Annotated in this window: 15 protein-coding genes; 10 read left to right on the top strand and 5 right to left on the bottom strand. The window is 72.7% G+C overall.

What is annotated here, in order from left to right; all coding sequences use genetic code 11:
- Positions 1–33: 33 nt before the first annotated feature.
- The 3 genes from ABEA46_RS13900 (at position 34) to ABEA46_RS13890 (ending at position 5359) form a co-directional block, all read left to right on the top strand.
- The gene (locus ABEA46_RS13900) at positions 34–1182 is read left to right on the top strand and encodes an exonuclease SbcCD subunit D (RefSeq protein ID WP_345545143.1); all 1149 of its coding nucleotides are present in this window, start codon (positions 34–36) and stop codon (positions 1180–1182) included.
- A complete protein-coding gene (locus ABEA46_RS13895; RefSeq protein ID WP_345545142.1) occupies positions 1179–4298 on the top strand; it encodes an AAA family ATPase in 3120 nt (1039 codons plus the stop codon). Before ABEA46_RS13900 ends, ABEA46_RS13895 begins: the two co-directional genes overlap by 4 nt.
- A 212-nt stretch (positions 4299–4510) precedes the next feature.
- Positions 4511–5359, top strand: a complete 849-nt coding sequence (locus ABEA46_RS13890) for a GDSL-type esterase/lipase family protein (protein ID WP_345545141.1) — start codon at positions 4511–4513, stop codon at positions 5357–5359.
- A 56-nt stretch (positions 5360–5415) separates the two neighbouring features.
- Here ABEA46_RS13890 and ABEA46_RS13885 read toward each other — a convergent pair whose 3' ends face one another.
- Positions 5416–5973: a phosphorylase family protein gene (locus ABEA46_RS13885; RefSeq protein WP_345545140.1), complete on the bottom strand. Its 558-nt coding sequence runs from the start codon at positions 5971–5973 to the stop codon at positions 5416–5418.
- 87 nt (positions 5974–6060) lie between these two features.
- Here ABEA46_RS13885 and ABEA46_RS13880 point away from each other — a divergent pair, with 87 nt between their 5' ends.
- A complete protein-coding gene (locus ABEA46_RS13880) occupies positions 6061–7590 on the top strand; it encodes an MFS transporter (RefSeq protein WP_345545139.1) in 1530 nt (509 codons plus the stop codon).
- A 12-nt stretch (positions 7591–7602) separates the two neighbouring features.
- Here the strand turns inward: ABEA46_RS13880 and ABEA46_RS13875 are convergent, their stop codons facing one another.
- The gene (locus tag ABEA46_RS13875) at positions 7603–9063 is read right to left on the bottom strand and encodes a lipase maturation factor family protein (RefSeq protein ID WP_345545138.1); all 1461 of its coding nucleotides are present in this window, start codon (positions 9061–9063) and stop codon (positions 7603–7605) included.
- Between the two features lie 4 nt (positions 9064–9067).
- Positions 9068–10543 carry a phytoene desaturase family protein gene (locus ABEA46_RS13870; protein WP_345545137.1) on the bottom strand — a complete coding sequence of 492 codons (1476 nt, stop codon included), beginning with the start codon at positions 10541–10543 and terminating at the stop codon, positions 9068–9070.
- A 108-nt stretch (positions 10544–10651) separates the two neighbouring features.
- Here ABEA46_RS13870 and ABEA46_RS13865 point away from each other — a divergent pair, with 108 nt between their 5' ends.
- Positions 10652–11230, top strand: a complete 579-nt coding sequence (locus ABEA46_RS13865; protein WP_345545136.1) for a hypothetical protein — start codon at positions 10652–10654, stop codon at positions 11228–11230.
- Between the two features lie 58 nt (positions 11231–11288).
- Here ABEA46_RS13865 and ABEA46_RS13860 read toward each other — a convergent pair whose 3' ends face one another.
- On the bottom strand, positions 11289–13349 hold the full coding sequence (locus tag ABEA46_RS13860; RefSeq protein ID WP_345545135.1) for an NAD(+) synthase: 2061 nt from the start codon (positions 13347–13349) through the stop codon (positions 11289–11291).
- 192 nt (positions 13350–13541) lie between these two features.
- Here ABEA46_RS13860 and ABEA46_RS13855 point away from each other — a divergent pair, with 192 nt between their 5' ends.
- From ABEA46_RS13855 to ABEA46_RS13845, 3 genes are read left to right on the top strand one after another with little or no spacing between them, the layout of a single operon-like run.
- Positions 13542–17135: a TM0106 family RecB-like putative nuclease gene (locus ABEA46_RS13855; protein ID WP_345545134.1), complete on the top strand. Its 3594-nt coding sequence runs from the start codon at positions 13542–13544 to the stop codon at positions 17133–17135.
- 49 nt (positions 17136–17184) lie between these two features.
- Positions 17185–17505, top strand: coding sequence for a DUF3467 domain-containing protein (locus ABEA46_RS13850; protein ID WP_345545133.1), 321 nt, complete (start codon positions 17185–17187; stop codon positions 17503–17505).
- A 60-nt stretch (positions 17506–17565) separates the two neighbouring features.
- Positions 17566–18093 (top strand): hypothetical protein, encoded by a 528-nt coding sequence (locus ABEA46_RS13845; RefSeq protein ID WP_345545132.1) that lies wholly within the window; start codon positions 17566–17568, stop codon positions 18091–18093.
- Positions 18094–18134: 41 nt separating this feature from the next.
- Here the strand turns inward: ABEA46_RS13845 and upp are convergent, their stop codons facing one another.
- Positions 18135–18767 carry a uracil phosphoribosyltransferase gene (gene upp / locus ABEA46_RS13840; RefSeq protein WP_345545131.1) on the bottom strand — a complete coding sequence of 211 codons (633 nt, stop codon included), beginning with the start codon at positions 18765–18767 and terminating at the stop codon, positions 18135–18137.
- Between the two features lie 174 nt (positions 18768–18941).
- On the opposite strand from upp, the gene tadA reads away from it, so the two are divergent.
- Together tadA and ABEA46_RS13830 are read left to right on the top strand one after the other, a co-directional pair.
- Positions 18942–19373 carry a tRNA adenosine(34) deaminase TadA gene (gene tadA / locus ABEA46_RS13835; RefSeq protein ID WP_345545744.1) on the top strand — a complete coding sequence of 144 codons (432 nt, stop codon included), beginning with the start codon at positions 18942–18944 and terminating at the stop codon, positions 19371–19373.
- Positions 19374–19526: 153 nt separating this feature from the next.
- A complete protein-coding gene (locus ABEA46_RS13830; RefSeq protein WP_345545130.1) occupies positions 19527–20252 on the top strand; it encodes a DUF2306 domain-containing protein in 726 nt (241 codons plus the stop codon).
- Positions 20253–20282 lie beyond the last annotated feature (30 nt).

The raw sequence follows: 20282 nt of genomic DNA, 5'->3' as shown, positions 1-20282 counted from the left end.
GGGGATGTCGGAGCCCGAACGTACGGTGGCTGCATGCGGATCCTGCACACCTCTGACTGGCACATCGGGCGGTCGTTCCACGGCCACGCCACGCTCGATGCGCTTCGGGGCGTGCTCGAGTCGCTGGTGGCGCAGGTCCGCGAGCACGACGTGGATGTCGTGATCGTCGCCGGCGACGTGTTCGACTCCGCCACGCCCGCGGCGGGCGCGTACACGCTGCTGAGCGATGCGCTGCGCGGGATCGCCGACGCCGGTGCGACGGTCGTCGTGACCAGCGGCAACCACGACTCGGCAGCGCGCCTGGGCTTCCAGTCGGGGCTGCTGCGCGACGGCGTGCACGTCCTCACCGATCCCGCGGCGATCGGCACCCCGGTCACCGTCCCGGATGCGCACGGTCCTGTCCACGTCTACGGCATCCCCTTCCTCGAACCGGTGCTGATGCGCGGGGAGTGGCCGGGCGTGCGCTCGCAGGCCGACGTCCTCGAACACGCGATGCGCCTCGTGCGCGACGACGCCGCGACGCGCGGTGGCCGCACCGTCGCGATCGCCCACTGCTTCGCCGCGGGCGTCGAGCCCACACCGCACCTCGAGCGCGACATCCAGCAGGGCGGGCTCGACATCGTGCCGCTGTCGACGTTCGACGGCGTCGATTACATGGCGCTCGGGCACATCCACGGCCGCCAGCAGCTCGCGCCCCACGTCCGGTACGCGGGCGCGCCGCTGCACTACAGCTTCGACGAGGGCCACAAGCCGCGCGGCTCGTGGCTCGTCGAGCTCGGTGCCGACGGGCTCGTCGACGTCGTGTGGATGCCGCTGCCGGTCCCGCGCGCGCTCACGACGCTGATCGCGACCCTGGACGAGCTGCTGACCGACGAGCGCTTTGCGGCTCACACGGGCGACTGGGTCCGCGCGGAGTACACCGACGCCCTGCCGCAGCGCGACCCGATGCGACGCCTGCTCGCACGCTTCCCCTTCTGCGCCGAGGTGCGGCACACGCCGCCGGCGGGGCGCATCGACACCCCGCGCACGTATGCGGAGCGCGTGCGCAGCGCGGGCAACGACGCCGAGCTCGTCGACGCCTTCCTCTCGCACGTGCGCGAGGGCGAGGGGGCGACGGGTCGTGAGACCGAGCTCGTGCGCGAACTGCTCGATGAGCGCGTGCGTGCGGAGGCGACGGCGTGAGGCTGCATCGGCTGGAGCTCACCGGCTTCGGTCCGTTCCGCGATACCCAGACCGTCGACTTCGAGGCCTTCGAGCGCGATGGCATCTTCCTCATCACCGGGCGCACCGGAGCGGGCAAGTCGAGCATCCTCGACGGCGTATGCTTCGCGCTGTACGGCAGCGTCCCGCGCTACGACTCCGGAGACAAGCGGCTGCGCAGCGACCACTGCGAGCCAGAGGACCCGACCGAGGTTCGCCTCGATTTCACGGTGGGCGACCGCCGCTGGCGCGTCACGCGCGCTCCCGACTATCAGCGCCCGGCCCGGCGCGGCGGCGGACTGACGACCGAGCCCACCCGTGCCGAGCTCGAAGAGCTCATCGAGGGCGAGTGGATCGGTCGCGCGGCCCGGCCCCGCGACGTCGGCCTGCTGCTCGACGAGGTGCTGGGTCTGAGCGCCCAGCAGTTCCAGCAGGTCATCCTGCTGGCGCAGAACAAGTTCTCGCGGTTCCTGCTCGCCTCGGGCGCGGAGCGGCAGTCCCTGCTGCGCGCGCTGTTCGGCACCCGCCGGTACGAGGAGTACACGCGCGACCTCGCCGAGCGCAGCAAGCAGGCTCAGCACGAGGTCGAGGCTCTGGGCGAGCGCGCGCGCACGCTCCTCGACCAGGCCGAGCGGCTCGTCGCGGCGAATGCGCTGGACGCGCAGACCGCGCCGGACGCGGAGTCCGGCGTTTCCGCCCAGGGCTCCGGTGACGCGACACCCGACGCGGTGACGGTCGCGGATCTCGCGGCGACGGGAGCGACGCGCGACCTCGCCGTCCGTCGAGCCGACGTCGAGCTGGCCCGCCGGCGTGCCGCCTACCGGCTCGACACCGCGTCGCGTGATCGCGAGGCGGCTGAGAGCGCGCGCCGTGGGGCCGAGACCGCACACGCCGGCCTCGTGGCGCTCGCGAAGTCGCAGGGCGACCTCGCCCGGGCGCGCACGGCACTTTCGGCCCTCGAAGACGCCGCCGAGGGCATCGCGGCCGAGCGGGTCGTCCTCGACGAGGCGCGCGCTGCCGAGGCCCTCCGCGCCCCGCTGGAGGCGGCGCGTCGCGCGGCCGACGCGTCCGCGGCGGCAGCCGCTGCGCGGGTCGCCGCTGACGACGCCTGGCGCCGGATCGCACGCGATGCCGGGTCCGGCGTCGTCGACGACCGCGGCACCGACGCCGACCACGAGTCCGACGCCGCCCTCGCCGCGCAGGTCGAGCGGCTCACCGGCGACCTCGCGGTGTGGACGGCAGCGGTGGCGCGGGAGTCCGAGCTGACGGAGCGCCTCACCGAGCACCGGCAGGCGTCGTCCGACGTGGTGCGTCTCGAGGGCGACGTGGTCGCGCTCGACGCCCAGCGCGAGGCCGTTCCCGCGGAGCTCGAGCGCCTCGACGCCGAACTCGCCGCCGCACTCGAGCAGGCCGCCCTTCTCGAGCCGGCGCGCACACGTCATGCCGAGGTCGCCGAGCGCCTCGTCGCCGCCGAGGACGCCGAGCGTCTCGCTGCGGCGCGGCAGACGGCCGAGCAGGCCCATCGCGACGCCGCCCAGACCGCGGCGAGCACCGCCGCCGCTGTCGCCGCGCTGCTGCAGCGTCGCCTCGACGGCTACGCGGGCGAGCTCGCCACGCACCTCGTCGACGGTCAGGCCTGCGCGGTGTGTGGCGCCGTCGAGCACCCGAGCCCCGCCGCTGCGGCGGACGAGCCCGTGACCGACGAACTGCTCGCCGACGCCGAGGCCGCGCGCGACGCGGCGTCCGTCGCCGAGCGCGGGGCCTCCGACGCGTCACGCACCGCACGCGAGAGCCACGCCGCAGCTGCCGCGCGCGCCGGGGGCGAGACCGTCGACACGCTGCGCACGCATCTCGTCGATGCCGCCGGCGACGTGGCCGCCGCCGAGCAGGCGGTCCTCCGTCGCGATGCCGTCGCGATGCAGCGGGCGCAGCTGGCGGAGCTCGACGCCGAGGCCGAGGCCTCGCGCGCGCTGCTCGCCGAGGCGCTCGCAGCCGCACGCACGCGGGTCGCCGCGCTGGCGGTGACGATCGAGGCCGCGCGCCGCGCGGTCGACGAGGCCCGCGGACCGTTCGAGACGGTGTCGGAACGCGTCGCGAACGGCACCGCGGTACGGGATGCCGCACGCACCGCCGTCCGGGCGCGCGACGACGCCGGTCGCGCGGCCGGGGCGCATTCCGCCGCCCGCACCGACATCGAAGAGCGGGTAGAAGTCTCACCGTTCGCCGACGTCGCCGCCGTCACCGCGGCACTGCGCCGTCCGGAGGTCATGGCCGAGGTCGCCGAGCGCGTGGCCGCGCACGACGCCCGGCTCATCGCGACGCGTGCCCGCATGCTCGAACTCGAGCTCGAACTCGCCGGCGCGCCCGACGAACCCGTCGACACGGCCGGGTCGCAGGCCGCCCTCGCTGCCGCCGACCAGGCACGCACGGCCGCGCTCGAGGCCGAGCACCGCGCGCAGACGCTGGTGTCGGGACTGCGCGACCTCGAGCTGCAGATCGACGACGCGTACGCCGGGATCGGCGCACGCGCCGACGACGCGGCCGCCATCACGCGTCTGGCCGACACCCTGGCGGGACGCGCACCCAACACGATGAAGATGGACCTCGAGACCTTCGTGCTGGCGGCCGAGCTGGAGCAGATCGTCGCCGCGGCCAACACCCGGCTGGCCGACATGTCGTCGGGGCGGTACCGGCTTCAGCACACCGACGCCCGTGCGGCGCGAGGCGCGGCCTCGGGACTCGGGCTCGAGATCCTGGACGCCTTCACCGGGCAGTCCCGCCCGGCGCAGTCGCTGTCGGGCGGCGAGACGTTCCTCGCCTCGCTCGCGCTGGCTCTGGGACTCGCCGAGGTGGTGACGGCGCGCGCCGGCGGTGTGCGCCTGGACACCCTGTTCGTCGACGAGGGCTTCGGCTCGCTGGACGACGACACGCTCGATCTGGCGATGCGCACCCTCGACGAGCTGCGGCAGGGCGGACGCACGGTCGGGGTGATCAGCCACGTCGCGGCCATGAAGGAGCAGCTGCCGGCGCAGCTCGCTGTCGAGGCCACGCCGCAGGGTCCCAGCGTCATCAGCCAGGGTGCGCTCCTCCCGCGCTGATCCGTCTGACGGCCGGGCCCGCACCGCACTCAGCACACTGCTGCCCGTGCCGCCACCGGGAGAACTCCCACTGTCGCAATCCTGATACGCGGGTGTATCGTTCGCGGCAGATCGCATCCTGGGGGATCCGCGATCCCGCCCGAACCGCCGGTCATTCCGGCCGCGGCTGCGCGCCGCGCCCATATCCGTCTCGACGACGAACGGAGCCGACCGTGCACACTTCCACCCGGGCGCGCCGCGCCCTCGCCGCGATCGCGGCATCCGCTCTTCTGCTGGCGGGGACGCTCGCCTCGGCCTCGGCGGCGAACGCCGCTCCGCCGCCCGCGCAGGTGGTCCGCATGGCCGCGCTCGGCGACTCGATCACGCAGGCGGCGATGACCTGTTCGAGCCTGACATCGTGTCCGGCCAACAGCTGGTCCACCGGCTCGACATCCTCGGTCAACTCGCACTACCTGCGGCTGCGGGCGGCCGGCGCCACCGGGCTGGTCGCGTACAACGACGCCGTGTCGGGCGCCGCATCGGCCGCGCTCGCCGGCCAGGCTCAGAAGGCCGTCACGCAGGGCGCGCAGTACGTCACGATCGAGATCGGCGCCATCGACGCCTGCACCACCACCGTCGCGGGCATGACCGCGACGGCGACGTTCAAGGCCAACGTGCAGGCCGCGCTCACCGTGCTGGCCGCGAGTGCGTCCGCGCCCGAGATCTTCATCGCCAGCATCCCGAACCTGCAGCGGATGTACGACCTCAACAAGGGCAGCAGCACCGCTCGGTTCGTGTGGGCGATCCTCGGCACCTGCAAGTCGATGCTCGCGAATCCGACGAGCACCGCGACGGCCGATGTGCAGCGCCGTGCGGCAGTGCAGCAGCGCGTGAACGAGTTCAACCAGGCGCTGTCGGAGGCGTGCGCGGCGACGGCCAAGTGCCGGTACGACGGCGGAGCGGTCGCGAACTACGCCTTCACGAAGTCCGACATCTCGACGCGCGACTATTTCCACCCTTCGCTGTCAGGACAGGCGACGCTCGCCGCCCTCACCTGGCCGAAGACGCAGTGGGTGTCATGACGCCCTGAGGGGCGGCATCCACTCGCCGGCGTCTGATCCCGCAGTGCAGGGCGGGGTCAGACGCCGTAGTCGTCGCGGACGCGATCGCGCAGCTGCCGGCTGCAGGCGGCGACGGCGGCGTGCCAGTCGGTGATCGCGCCGTCCTGGGCGCGGTCCGACACGGCCTTGAGCACGCGGATCGGGACGCCGAAGCGCTCCGCGACCCAGATGTACGCGTACGTCTCCATGTCGACGAGCCCCGCGCCGAGCGGCCGGATGACGGCGACGGCCTCGGCATCGTCGACGAAGTGGTCGCCGGTGGCGATCGTGACGCCGTCCCGGCCGAGCTCGATGCGGCTGGGCAGCGACACGTGCTGCCCCACGATGCCGTCGATGTCGGTCACGTCGTGCTGGATCGCTGCCGAGATCTCGTACACGGATGCCTCCAGCCGGGCATCGATCGCCCCGGCGGTGCCGACCACCACGATCTCGTCGTACGGTGCGGCATCCAGCGCCCGGGTGAGGGCGTAGGTGGCCTGCAGCTTGCCCGGACCGGTCACGAGCCTCGTGAAGCCGGGCAGCTCGGCCTCGAAGGCGACGAGCTCTGATTCGAGGGCGGCGACGAGCAGTCTCATCCGTCCATTCTCGCCGCCTCGACGCCTCTGCGCATCGGCGAGCTCCACACCGGCGCCCGGCGTGACCGCGGGGATAGCCTGAAGAGGATGTCGACCTCAGATAAGCCCCGCACCGGAAAGGCGGCGTCGGTGTCCCCGACGACCGCCGTCATCCCGCTCACCTCCGGCGCGCGATGGCGGGCGTTCTGGGTCTGCGCCTCGGTCGCGGCGATCACGATCCTCGACATGACCAAGGTCAATGTCGCGCTGCCGTCGATCGGCGAGGTGCTCGGCGCGGGGTCCACCGAGCTGCAGCTCATCGTGTCGGGGTTCGTGCTGACGTTCGGCCTGACGCTGGTGCCGATGGGCCGCCTGGGCGATCAGCGCTCCCGGCGCACGCTGTTCGTCGTCGGCCTGTCGCTGTACACGCTGACGAGCATCGCGTGCGCGCTCGCGCCGACCGCGGGGTTCCTGCTGGTCGCGCGGCTGCTGCAGGGCGCGGCCGCCGGCGTGCAGATGCCGCAGGTCATCGGCATGACACAGGAGCTGTTCCAGGGCAAGGAGCGCGGGCGCGCCTTCGGCCTGTTCGGCGCGACGATCGGCGTCGCCACCGCCTTCGGCCCGACGCTCGGCGGCCTGCTGATCGCGCTCGGCGGACCGACCGACGGCTGGCGGCTCATCTTCTGGATGAACGTGCCGCTGTGCCTCCTCGCGATCGCGTTCGCCCTGTGGCTGCTGCCCGATACCCGGACGCGGTCGCAGCGCCCGGTGCAGCTCGACCCGGTGGGCGTGCTGCTTTTCGGTCTCAGCGTCGTGTCGCTGATGTGGCCGTTCCTGTTCACGACCGGTGCGCCGACCGACAACCCGGCGCGGTGGTGGATGCTGGCGGCCTTCGCGCTGTTCGTGTCGGCGTTCATCGCGTGGGAGCGCCGCTACGCCGCCCGCGGTCGCAGCCCGCTGCTGCCGCTCAGCCTGTTCGGCGTGGAGTCGTTCCGCAACGGCACCCTGCTGCAGACGGCGTACTTCACGGCGACGCCCGCGATGTTCCTGGTGACGACGCTGTTCCTGCAGCTCGGGCTCGGACTGGCACCGGTGTACGCCGGCATGGTCTCGATCGGCTTCGCCCTCGCGAGCGCGGTGACATCGTGGGTCGGCGGCAACCTGGTCAACACCCACGGCCGCGTCGTGGTGGTGTGGGGCCTGGTCGGCATGATGGTGTGCGTGGCAGGGCTCGTGCTCACGGCGCTGTACAGCGATCCGGCATGGGTGCCGTACTTCGCGGCAGTGGTCATGACGATCGGCGGCGCCGGCGGCGGACTGGTCATCGCCCCGAACCAGACGCTCACCCTCGCCGACATCCCGGTGAAGCAGGGCGGTCTCGCCGGCTCGGTCGGCCAGCTCGGCCAGCGCATCGGCGCCGCGGTCGGCACGGCGGTCGCCCTGTCGATGTTCTACGCGGCGATCTACCGCGAGTCGGGCTCGCACGACGATCTGGTCGTGTTCCACGACGCGTATGCGTTCGGGATGCTGTCGGTCGGGGTGTTCCTGGCACTGGCGTTCCTCGTCGCCGTCGTGGATCTCACCGCCCGCCGCCGCGTGCGCCGCTCGGCCGCCGACACCGGCGGTCCGATGCCCTGACGACCTGGGCCCTCACGCGCGCAGAGACACCGGCCCCATCACGGGCCGACGCCGGTCGCGCACCCAGCGCGCCCCGCTCTCGCGGAACTCGGCCCGCGTGGTGAACCGGTACCGGTACGACACCGCGCGCACATAGCGGGGCCGCTCGCCCGGGAACGGATCGCCGGCGAGCAGGCGCAGGGTGGCGGCATCCCCTTCGAGGAGCTTGACGAGCAGGGCCGTGAACCAGTCGTCGAGCGAGCGGCCGAGCGGCAGGAACCACATCAGCCAGTCCAGGCGCAGGTGGTACGGCGCGAACTGCCGCGGAACCCGGCTCACGTCGCCGGGCTTGCCCTTGAACGCGTACTCGCGCCACGCCGCGGTGTGCGGGTCCGCGTCCGTCGTGCCCTCGATGACGATCTCGATGCGCTCCGTGGTGACCGTGCCGAACGCGCCGTAGGCGTTCGCCAGCTGCCAGCGGTGGAAGCTCGCGTTCATCAACTGGCGGCGCGCGAACAGGTTGCGCAACGGCCACCAGCTGAGCCACGCGTACAGCAGGCCGACCGCGCACGTCACCACGATCCAGTGCACCGGGAGCGGGGATGCCGCACCCTCCGCCGGACCGGGGCCCGGTATCCCGATGGCCGAGAACGCGAGCACGATCGTCATCCAGTTCAGCCATGCGAAGTTGCCTGTCACGACGAGCCACACCTGGGTGGCGATCACGATCGCGGCGGCGACGGCGCCGACGATCGCGGGGACGGGACCGGGGACCCACAGCCCGAGCAGCGGCGCGAACAGGAACCACGGCACCGCCAGCTGCGCGAAGTGGTTGCCCAGCACCTCTCCCTTGTGGAACCAGCGGGGGAGCAGGTGCGCCTGGCGACTGAGCGGCCCCGGCATCGGCTGGGTCTCGTGGTGGTAGGTGAGCGCGGTGAGGTCGCGCCACTCGCGGCCACCGCGGATCTTGATCATCCCGGCGCCGAACTCGAGCCGGAACACCAGCCACCAGAACAGCACGATCACCACCGTCGACGGCGGCTGCGCATCGGAGCCGAGGAACGCCGCGAGGAACCCCGCCTCGAGCAGCAGCATCTCCCACCCGAAGCCGTAGAACGTCTGCCCGATCGAGGTGATCGACATGTATCCCAGCCACAGAGCGAGGAAGCAGATCATCGGCACCCACGGCGGACCCAGTTGCGGGATGCCGGCGGCCAGCGCCCCCGCGACCGCGACACCGCCCACGCACAGCGCGACCAGGCGCCGGTCTGTGTAGCGGAGATACCGGAAGACGGTGGGGTGCAGGACCGGCTTGCGTCGTCCCGGCGCATGCGCCCAGGCGAGCAGTTCGGGAGCGGGCAGCAGCCCGTGCTCGCCGAGCAGTGGGCGGAACTGATTCAGCGTCGAGACGAAGGCCACGACGTACAGCGCCGCGATGCCCCGCTGCAGCACCTGCCGCGCGAACTCGAAGTCGACCGCCGCCCACCCGTCCATGGGCTCACGTCCGGAACAGGTCCTCGAGCTCGTGGCGCTCGCCGCGCCCGTCGCGGGCGGCGTCGCGCATCGCCTGACGCGCCGCGAACCAGCCCGGCATGCCGGTCACCCCGGGGCCGGGCGGCGTCGACGCGGACGCGAGGTAGACGCCCCGCAGCGGCGTCCGCCACGGCGTCGTCGACACGATCGGCCGGCGGAACGCCTGCGCGAAAGTGAACGCGCCGCCCAGGATGTCGCCGCCGATGTCGGCCGGGTTGAAGGCCGAGCGCTGCGCCGCGGTCATCGCGTGGCTGGCCAGGATGTGGTGGCGGAAGCCGGGTGCGAACCGCTCCACCTGGCGCACCACGAGCTCGGTCGGGTCCAGCGTGGAACCGGCAGGCACGTGGATGTACGCCCACAGCGTGTGCTTTCCCGCGGGCGCGCGTGAGGCATCCATCACCGTCGGCTGGACGGCGAGCACGTAGGGACGCTCGGTCATGCCGCCGCGGGCGACCGCGTTCTCGCTCGCCTCGATCTCGGCCCGTGTGCCGCCCAGGTGCACCGTGGGGGCGAGCGCGACGTCCGGATGCGCCCACGGCACCGGTGCGTCGAGGGCGAAGTCGACCTTCGCCGCGGCGGCGCCGTAGCGGTAGCGGCGGATCGCCGCCGCGTACGACGGCGGCAGCGCGGGATGCGTCAGCAGCAGGCGCGGCGTGGTGTCGAGCAGCAGCAGGTCCCCGGCGTCGGGGTCGCCCCAGTCGAGCCCGCCGAGCTCGGTCACGTGCCGGCGCGTCTCGACAGTCCCGCCGTGCGCGGAGAGGTCGGCCACGAGCGCGTCGGCGATGGACTGCGCACCGCCGCGGGGACAGGCCCAGCCGTCGGCGGAGTGCGCGTGCGCCGCGAGGAACAGCCCCGATGCTGCGGCGCCGATCGAGGGCAGCCGGGTGTTCGCATGGGCGAGGACACCGGCGATGAGCGCGTTGGCCTCTTCGGTCGCGAACGTGCCGCGGCCGAGCGTCGAGCCCAGCTGCAGCGCCCGCAGCCCGAACCGGACGGTGGTGAGGGGATGCCGCGGCCACCGCAGCAGCTGAGACCCGGTGAAGTCCACCACGTCGCCGAGATGACGCGTGAGCGGGCGCACGACGCCGCGCCAGGCGTGGGCGTCGCGACCCAGCGCATCGGCGGTGCGCTCGAGGTCGCGCCACGCTATCGCCGCCCGGCCGCCGTCGAGCGGCTGCGCGTACGACGCGCGCGGGTGCACCCACTCGATGCGCTCCCCGATCCCGAACGCGCGGAAGAACGGCGACGACAGCGCCGCGGGGTGCACCGCCGAGCACACGTCATGGTGGAATCCAGGAAGCGTCAGCGATGCCGTGCGGACGCCGCCCCCGACCGTCGACGAGGCCTCGAGCACGCGCACCTCGTAGCCCGCTCGGGCGAGCGACACCGCGGCCGCGAGCCCGTTGGGTCCGCTCCCGACCACCGTCGCGCGCCTGGCCATGCTCCCATCCTCCCACCGCCGCGACGGCCCCCGCGTGGCGATCTTCCCCGCCGCGCAGGACCGCGACAGGATGGAGGGGCGGAGGGTCCGCAGGGGATGAGGTGGATCATGCAATCGGTGCTTCTCGACACTCCGACGGGGATCACGGCGCGACTCGGCTGGGACCCCAAGATGCCCGAGCACGACCGCAAGCGTCAGCTCGCGAAGGAGCTCGTGGCGACGCGGCTCGGCATCGACCCGAAGGACGTGCGCGTCGAGCGCGAGGCGCCCCGCACGTTCGGGTTCCACACCCAGCTGATCGCCGAGGTCGGCGGCCAAGAGGTGCCGCTGAAGATCCGCAACGCGAACTTCCGCGCCGCCACCGTCGTCGCGGTCGCCGACCCGGCGCTGCCGCTCGGCATCGACCTGCGGGACGCCCACCCCGACGAGAGCGACCTGCACGTCATGCAGCGGCACTCGCACCTGTTCGACGAGCACGACCTGCCGAAGCTGCTCGCCCACTGGACGCGGGTCGAGGCGGTGCGCGACGCGGACGGCCGTGGCGCCCGCGTCGCCGCGGATCATGTGCGCCTGGACAGCTCGCTCACGAAGGGCTGGCTGCCCGACCGCAAGGTGCAGTACCGGCTCGCCGACGCGTCGCGCGACAGCTGGATCATCACGCTGGCCTACGCGCCCGCCGAGGCCTGATCCGGGGCTCATCCGGAGCCCTGACCGACGCCCGGCCCGGGCGCCCGGCATCCGCCGATCAGTCCGTGACGAGCTCGGGAAGCGCCTCGGCGAGCTCGGCCAGCCACACGCGGGCGTTGCCGTCGGAGGGAGCGCGCCAGTCGCCGCGCGGCGACAGCGAACCGGCCGGTGAGACCTTCGGGCCGTTGGGGATCGCCGAGCGCTTGAACTGCGCGAACGCGAAGTAGCGCCTGAGGAACACCTGCAGCCACTTGGCCACGGTCGGCAGATCGTACGCGTAGCGGTCCTCGTCGGGGAACCCGGGAGGCCACGCGCCGGCGTCGGCGTCGCGCCAGGCATGCTCCGCCAGGAATGCGATCTTCGAGGGCCGGAACCCGTAGCGCAGGATGTGGAACAGCGCGAAGTCGTGCAGAGCGTACGGGCCGATGCGGTCCTCGGTGGACTGCATCCTGCCGTCCTGCCCGGCGGGCACGAGCTCGGGCGAGATCTCGGTGTCGAGCACCGACTGCAGCACCGCCGCCTCGGCGTCGTCGACGCCCTCGCCGTGCGCGATCACCCAGCGGATCAGGTGCTGGATGAGGGTCTTCGGCACGCCGGTGTTGACGGCGTAGTGGCTCATCTGGTCGCCGACCCCGTATGTCGCCCAGCCCAGGGCGAGCTCCGAGAGGTCGGAGGTGCCGATGACGAGGCCGCCGTGGTGGTTCGCGAGCCGGAAGAGGTAGTCGGTGCGCAGGCCCGCTTGCACGTTCTCGAACGTGATGTCGTGCACCGGCTCGCCGTCGGCGAACGGATGCCCCAGGCGCTGCAGCATCTCGGTCGCGGCGGGACGGATGTCGATCGTCTCGATCGACGCGCCCACCGACTCGGCCAGCGCGATCGCGTTCGATTTGGTGTGCTCGCTCGTTGCGAAGCCGGGCATCGTGTACGCCAGGATGTCGCTGCGGGGGCGGCCCATGCGATCCATCGCGCGGGCGACGACCAGCAGTGCGTGGGTGGAGTCGAGGCCGCCGCTCACGCCGATCACGGGCTTGGGCCCGCCGATCGCGCGCAGCCGCTGCACGAGCCCCGACACCTGGATGTTGAACGCCTCGTAGCAGTCCTGCGCCAGGCGCGCGGGGTCGTCGGGCACGAACGGGAACCGGTCGAGTGTGCGGCGCAGGCCCACGTCGCCGCGCGGCGGGTCGAGCCGGAAGTGCACGGTGCGGAAGTCCGCGTCGACGCCCGTCGTCCGGCGGTTGTCGTCGAAGGTGCCTTGGCGCAGCCGGTCCTGACGCAGGCGGTCGAGGTCGACGTCGGCGATCGAGCGGCGCGGCCCGTCGGGGAAGCGCTCGGTCTCGGCCAGCAGCGCGCCGCCCTCGTAGAGCATGGTCTGGCCGTCCCACGAGAGGTCGTTCGTGGACTCGCCGGCTCCTGCGGCGGCGTACGCGTAGGCGGCGAGGCAGCGCAGCGACTGGGACTGGACCAGGTCCTTGCGGTCCTCGGCGCGGGCGATCGTGATGGGGCTGCCGCTCAGGTTGAGCAGCACCGTCGCACCGGCCAGGGCCGCGCGCGACGACGGCGGGATCGGCACCCAGACGTCCTCGCACACCTCGGCGTGCAGCACGAGCCCGGGCACGTCGAGCGATGCGAACAGCAGGTCGGGCCCGAACGGCGCCTCGAGCTCGCCGACCCGGATGTCCTGCCCGGACTGATCGTCGCCGGGAGCGTACCAGCGGCGCTCGTAGAACTCGCGGTAGGTCGGCAGGTACGACTTCGGGGCGACGCCGAGCAGCTCGCCGCGGTGGATCACGACCGCGCAGTTGTAGAGGCGGTTGCGGTGGCGCAGCGGCGCGCCGACGACGAGCACCGGAAGAAGATCGATGGATGCCGCCACCAGGCCCTCGATCGCACGTTCGACGGCATCGAGCACGGGGTCCTGCATCACGAGGTCGTCGATCGCATAGCCGGTGAGGCACAGCTCGGGGAAGACGGCGACGGCGACGGCGTCCGCGTCGCACACGCGCGCGCTGTCGAGGACGGCCTCCGCGTTGGTCGCCGGGTCGGCGATCGCGACCGGGATCGTGCACGCGGCCACGCGGGCGAACCCGTGCCGATACGCGCTCTCGAAGGGCAGGCTCATGGGCTCCAGTCTGGCAGTGCGCCAGGCCGCCGGCATCCCTCGCCTCGCCGCGCTCGGCAGTCCCGCCCACCTGGTTCGTTCGTCGGATATGCACGCCGGATCGCGGCGCACGCGTGCAGGTACGACGAACGAACGGGTGGGGAGGGCGGTGTCGGCGGGCGCGGCTACTGTCGAAGGTGAGAAGGGGAGGGCATGCGATACATCGAGGGCGAAGGCCGGATCGTCTGGAGTGCGAGCGACCTCAAGGCGGCCGCCGAGTGCGAGTTCGCGTGGCTGCGGGCGATCGATGCGCGGCTCGGCCGCGTGATGGCCGTCGAAGAGCCCGAGGACCTGACCCTGGAACGGGCCGGCCGGCTCGGCACGGTGCACGAGCGTCGCGTGCTCGACGACTACGTGGCGCGCTTCGGCGATGGCGTGGTCGAGATCCCCGAGACGCGCTCGACGGATGCCGCCGCCCTCGCCGATGCGGTGGCCCGGACGAACGCCGCCCTGGCCTCGGACGCCGAGGTGGTCTACCAGGCCGCGTTCGCGACCGAGTCCTTCGTCGGGTTCGCCGACTTCCTGGTGCGCGACGACGAGCGCCGCTGGCTGGTGCAGGACACCAAGCTCGCCCGTCACGCACGCGTGACGGCGCTCATGCAGCTCGCCGCGTACGTCCACCAGCTCGACCGCCTGGGCGTTCCGCGCTCCGATCGCGTGCAGCTGCTGCTGGGCGACGGCAGCGTCAGCGAGCACGAGGTCGACGACCTGCTCCCGGTGTTCGAGCTGCGCCGCGAGCGCCTGGGCGCTCTCGTCGCCGACCGCCGCCTCGACCTCGGCGCGGCAGGGGACCCGATCGCCTGGGGGGATCCGCGGGGCGAGCTCGGCGTGATGGCGTGCGGCCGGTGCGCCACGTGCGACGCCGAGGTCGTGGCATCCCGTGATCTTCTGCTCGTGGCGGGCATGCGTCCCGTGCAGCGCGAGCGCCTGCGCGAGGGCGGCGTCGAGACGATCGAGCAGCTGGCCGCGGCGCCCGCCGCGCCGGCGGGCATGAACCCCGACGTTTTCGCCTCGCTGCGCACGCAGGCGCGGCTGCAGCTGCTCAGCCCCGCCGGCACGCCTCCGCTCGTGGCGCCGAAACCGGTCACCGAGGCCGCCCTGCTCGGCGGCGAGGGCGGCGTCGTGGTCGCCGTGGCAGAAGCGGCGCCCGCAGCTCCTCCGCTTCCGGTGTACGAGGTGGTGGCGCCGAAGGCGCTGGGCGCACTGCCGCGGCCCGACCACGGCGACCTGTTCTTCGACTTCGAGGGCGACCCGCTCTACACCGAGCCGCCGGTCCCCGGCGAGCCGACGCAGTGGGGCATCGACTACCTGTTCGGCTGGGTCGACACCCGCGAGCAGTACACGCCGCTGTGGGCGCACAGCTTCGCCGACGAGAAGCGGGCGCTCGAGGTCTTCCTCGACCTCGTCAACCTGCGCCGGCAGCAGTTCCCCGGCATGCACATCTACCATTACGCGCCGTACGAGCCGACGCACCTGCTCGCGATGGCCGCGCGCCACGGCGTGCGCGAGGCGGACGTCGACCGGCTGCTGCGCGACGGCGTGTTCGTCGACCTGTACCCGATCGTCCGGCGCGCGCTGCGCGTGGGGTCGCGGTCGTATTCGATCAAGAAGCTCGAGCCGCTGTACATGGGCGACGAAGTGCGGACGAGCGACGTGCAGAAGGGCGACGACTCGATCGTCCGCTACGTCGAGGCCCGTGCGCTGCAGGCCGACGGCGACGAGGCGGCCGCGGGGCTGGTGCTCGACGACCTCGCCGACTACAACCGGTACGACTGCGTCTCGACGCGGCGGCTGCGCGATTGGCTGGTCGACCGCGCGCGCGAGGCCGACCTGCGGCCGTCGACGGACCCCGAGCCCGACGAGCGCGCGTACGAGCCCTCTCCGCGGGCGACGATGCTCGACAGGCTCGCCGGGCAGCATCCCGAGGACTCCTCGACCGCGCGGTCGCTCCGGCTCGGTGCGGCGGCCATCGACTATTACCCGCGCGAGGCGAAGTCGTTCTGGGCCACGCACTTCCTGCGGCTGCGCGAACCCGTCTCGCTCTGGGACGAGAACCGTGACGTCGTGGTCGTCGACCACGCCCGCAGCACCGTCCGCGAGGACTGGCACTTCGCGGAGAGCGGGCGGGGCGGTGAGCGGCGGCTCATCGAGATCCACGGCGACCTGGCACCCGGGACGCGGCTGAGCGAGGGCGCCAATCCGTTCGCCCTGTACGAGCTGCCCGCGCCGTACCCGTTCGAGGCCCGCGCGCGGTGGATGCACTCCTACCGCTCGGTGACGGTGGTGGAGGTGCTCGACGACGGCGCCGTGATCGAAGAGACCGCGGTCGACGGCATCACGTGGAGCGAACTGCCGCTGGCGCTCACCCCGCAGGCGCCGCCGAGCGCCGGCAACCAGCAGTCCGCGATCGACGCCTGGGCGGATGCGGTCATCGACGCCGCGCCCGAGCTTCCGGCCGACCCCGCCACCGACATCCTGTGCCGTCGCGCACCGCGGACGCTGACGGGCGCGCTGCCACCGGCGGGCGACGATGTCGTCGACGCGATCACCCGTGCCGTGCGCGATCTCGACCGCAGCTATCTCGCCGTGCAGGGGCCGCCCGGAACCGGCAAGACGTACGTCGGCTCGCACGTGATCGCCCGTCTCGTACGCGAGCACGGGTACAAGGTCGGCGTGGTCGCGCAGGGGCACGCGACGATCGAGCAGCTGCTGGAGCGTGTCATCGCGGCAGGGGTCCCGGCATCGCAGGTCGGCAAGGCGCCGAAGGACGCGACGGCGGAGCGCTCCTTCACCGTGCTGCCCAAGAACGGCGTTGCGGCGTTCACCGCCGAGCACGACACCGACGGCTACGTGATCGGCGGCACCGCGTGGGACTTCAGCCACGAGGGCCGGGTGCCGCGCGGCAGCCTCGACCTGCTCGTCGTCGACGAGGCCGGGCAGTTCTCGCTCGCCTCGACGATCGCGGTGTCGCTCGCCGCGCCCCGGCTGCTGCTGCTCGGCGATCCCCAGCAGCTGCCGCAGGTCAGCCAGGGCACGCACCCGGCGCCGGTCGACACCTCTGCGCTGGGCTGGGTGATGGACGGCGCCGATGTCATCCCCCACCAGTACGGCTACTTCCTCGCGCAGACGCGCCGCATGCGGCCGGAGGTCGCTGCGACGGTCTCGACGCTGTCGTATCGCGGCGAGCTCGAGGCGCATCCGTCGACGGCCCTGCGCCGCCTCGAGGGCGTCCAGCCCGGCCTCGTCCCCCTCCCGATGCGCCACCACGGGAACGCCACGCAATCGCTCGAAGAGGCGGCCGAGGTCGCGCGCCTGGTCGGCGAGCTGGTCGGCCGGGAGTGGACCGACGTGGTCACAGACGACGCCGACGGGGTGTCTGTCCCGAAGCCGCCACGGCCGCTGGAGCAGGGCGACCTCATCGTCGTGACGCCGTACAACGCCCAGCAGGTCGCGGTCGAAGAAGCGCTCGCCGCAGCCGGGTTCTCTGACGTGCCGGTCGGCACCGTCGACAAGTTCCAGGGCAAGGAGGCCGCGGTGGCGATCGTGTCACTCGCGGCGTCCAGCGGGCGCGACGCGCCGCGCGGCCTGGAGTTCCTGCTGCTGCGCAACCGCCTCAACGTGGCCATCTCGCGCGCCATGCACACGGCGTACGTCGTGTACTCGCCGGGCCTGCTCGACGACCTCCCGTACACGCCGGAAGGGGTCGCGCGCCTCAGCGGCTTCGCACGTCTCGTCGGACGCGGCTGAGGCGACCGGGCACCCGCTAGACTCGCGCAAACCCGCAGAAGGAGCCCGCATGGCCGAGGACGCACCCCGCCAGTTCGAGATCGACCTGCCGCCCGAGCTCATCGGGGGTGCGTACGCCGATTTCGCCAACGTGTGGCACACGCCCACGGTGTTCGTGATGGACTTCCTGACGCTCGCGCAGCCGCCTCGCGAAGAGGCCGACGCCGAGACCGGACAGCGCCACACGGTGGTGCCGGCGCGGGTCGTGAGCCGCATCCGCATCCCTCCCGAGCAGGTGTTCGAGCTCGCCAAGGCGCTGACGCAGCAGCTGGAGTTCTGGGAGCGCGAGACCGGTCGGCGCAACCCGCAGGAGCCGCAGCTGGGCGACTGAGCGTCCTCCCGGCGTATCAGCCTCGGTCGTTCCGCCTCTCTCGCAGGGAGGGGGAACGACATGACGACGATCGAGCAGCCGTTCGCGGCGACTGCGAGCGCGGACCAGACGGACACGGCGCGCCCGACGCGCGGCCTGGCGTTCTGGGTCGTGCGCTACGTGCCGGCTGAACTCGCCGGCACCGCCGCGATGGTGATCGCCGGCCTGCTCGCCACGATGTGGACTGATGTCCCCGCCCTGATCGCCCTGGCCGCACTCATCGGCGAGATCATCGGGTTCTATGCCCTACTCGCCGTGACCGTCTACCTCGAGCAGGTGCAGGTCACCTCGACCTGGCGACAGGCCGCCGGCCGGACGGCGTTGCTGCTGGTGGCCGAGTTCGGCGCCGCCGAGCTCCTCGACACGCTGCTGATCCGCCCCGCCGCGCTGCTGGTGGGCGTCTGGCTGATCCCCGATCCGCTGTGGGGCATGCTCGCGGGCAAGATCGCCGCCGACATCGTCTTCTACGCCATGGCCGCCGGCGCATTCACCCTCACTGCCAGGACCGGCCTGCGTGACGGCTCCCGCCGCGCCCGCCCATCCGCCTGAACCGCCGGCCCCGGGGCCGCAGGCCCCGAGACCTCAGCGGATCAGACCGTGCCGTAGAGGCGGTCGCCGGCGTCGCCGAGGCCGGGCACGATGTAGCCCTTCTCGTTGAGCCGCTCGTCCATCGCGCCGAGCACAAGGGTGACGTCGCGGCCCGCGACCTGCTTCTCGATGGCCGCGACGCCCTCGGGGGCGCCGAGGATGCAGATGGCCGTCACGTCCTGCGCGCCGCGCTGGAACAGGAACTCGATCGCCGCGCCGAGCGAGCCGCCGGTCGCGAGCATGGGGTCCAGCACGAAGCACTGACGGTCGCTGAGATCGTCGGGCAGGCGCTCGGCATAGGTCGACGGCTCGAGCGTCTCGTGGTCGCGGACCATGCCCAGGAACCCGACCTCAGCGGTCGGGATGAGCTTGACCATGCCTTCGAGCATGCCGAGGCCGGCGCGCAGGATCGGCACGACGAGCGGGCGCGGTTCGTCGATTCGGACGCCCATCGTGGTCGTGACCGGCGTCTGGATCTCGATCGGTGCGACGCGCACGTTGCGGGTCGCCTCGTACGCGAGCAGTGTCACGAGCTCCTCGGTGAGCTGGCGGAACACCGGCGACGGGGTGCGCTGGTCGCGCAGCACCGTGAGCTTGTGGGTGATGAGGGGATGGTCGGCGACGTGCAGGCGCATACGCACAGATTACTGGGCGGGCGGTCCGTCTCCCAGATCAGGAGAGCTCGCGCCGGCAGGATGCTCCCGGCGCCGTCGTCCGGTGCGCGCCGGATCTGCTGATCAGCCGCCCGTGAGACACGGCTCGCCGGATACGGTGGTCCCGTGAACGTCGACCCCGCCGATCTCGCCGCCATGGACCGCGCGCTGCAGCTCGCCGCGCGCGCGGGCGCGTCCGGCGACGTGCCGGTCGGGGCGGTGGTGAGGGATGCCGCCGGCACAGTGATCGGCGAGGGCCTCAACCTGCGCGAGCGCGACCACGACCCCACCGCGCACGCCGAGGTCGTGGCCCTGCGTGCGGCGGCCGCCGCACGCGGCGACTGGAACCTCGAAGGCTGCACCCTCGTGGTCACCCTGGAGCCGTGCGTCATGTGCGCGGGCGCCGTGCTGCAGTCCCGCATCTCGCGGCTGGTCTTCGGCGCGTGGGACGAGAAGGCCGGCGCCGCCGGCTCGATGTACGACGTGGTGCGCGACCGGCGTCTGCCCTATCGCGCCGAGGTGGTGGCCGGAGTGCGGGCGGAGGAGGCATCCACTCTTCTCCGCGCCTTCTTCGACACACGACGCTGACGCACGCTCTCGCTCATCCTTCACCGATGCACGCCGCGAGCGGCGTGTCGTGTGCAGGTGTGACCGATGAACGGGGACTCGGGGGTCTGCCGCCGCGGTTCCGGGGGTCAGCCCCCTGCTGTGCGCCCGCGCGCCGGGCCTAGCGTGACGGCCATGACCCGCCTCATCGAACCCGTCCGCACGGCGCCCGCCGTCGCACGCGCGGGCGGCATCCGCTCGCGCATCGGCTGGACCCTCGTGCTGCTCACCGCCGTCGCGATCGTCGCCTACTCGGCCGTCCCGTACTTCACCGCCTCGCTCGCCGACCTCGCCGGTCAGGAGGTCGGCCTCGCCTCGACGTATGCGGCCGCCCCGCCATTCGTGCAGTTCGCGTTCTACACGCACATCGTCGGGGGAGCTGTCGCCCTCGTGGCCGGGCCGCTGCAGTTCTGGCGCGGCCTGCGCTCCCGTGCGCCGCGCGTGCACCGCTGGACCGGCCGCGTGTACCTCGTCGCGGTCGCGATCGGCGCGATCGCCGGTCTGGTCATCGCGCCGTGGAGCCGCGCGGGCTACGTCGGCTTCTTCGGCTTCGGGGCGCTCGCGGTGCTGTGGTTCCTCACGGCGTGGCGCGCCTACCGCGCGATCCGGCACGGCGACGTGCCGAGCCACCAGGCGTGGATGATCCGCAACTACGCGCTCACCTACGCCGCCGTGATGCTGCGCATCTGGCTTCCGCTGCTGCTGCTCGCCCCGCTGGTGCTGGGGCGGCCGTGGGAGCTCGACACGGCCTTCGCGAACGCCTACGCCGCGGTGCCCTTCCTCTGCTGGCTGCCCAATCTGGTGTTCGCCGAGTGGCTGATCCGCCGCCGCGGCCTGCCGTCGTACCGCCTGCCGGTCTGAGGCCCGCTCGCGCCGCAGCCCCGTCGTTCG

The sequence above is a fragment of the Microbacterium jejuense genome (assembly GCF_039544225.1).
Lineage (GTDB): Bacteria > Actinomycetota > Actinomycetes > Actinomycetales > Microbacteriaceae > Microbacterium > Microbacterium jejuense.
Note: the sequence above shows the minus strand (reverse complement) of the source record. Positions and strands in the feature narration are given on the sequence as shown.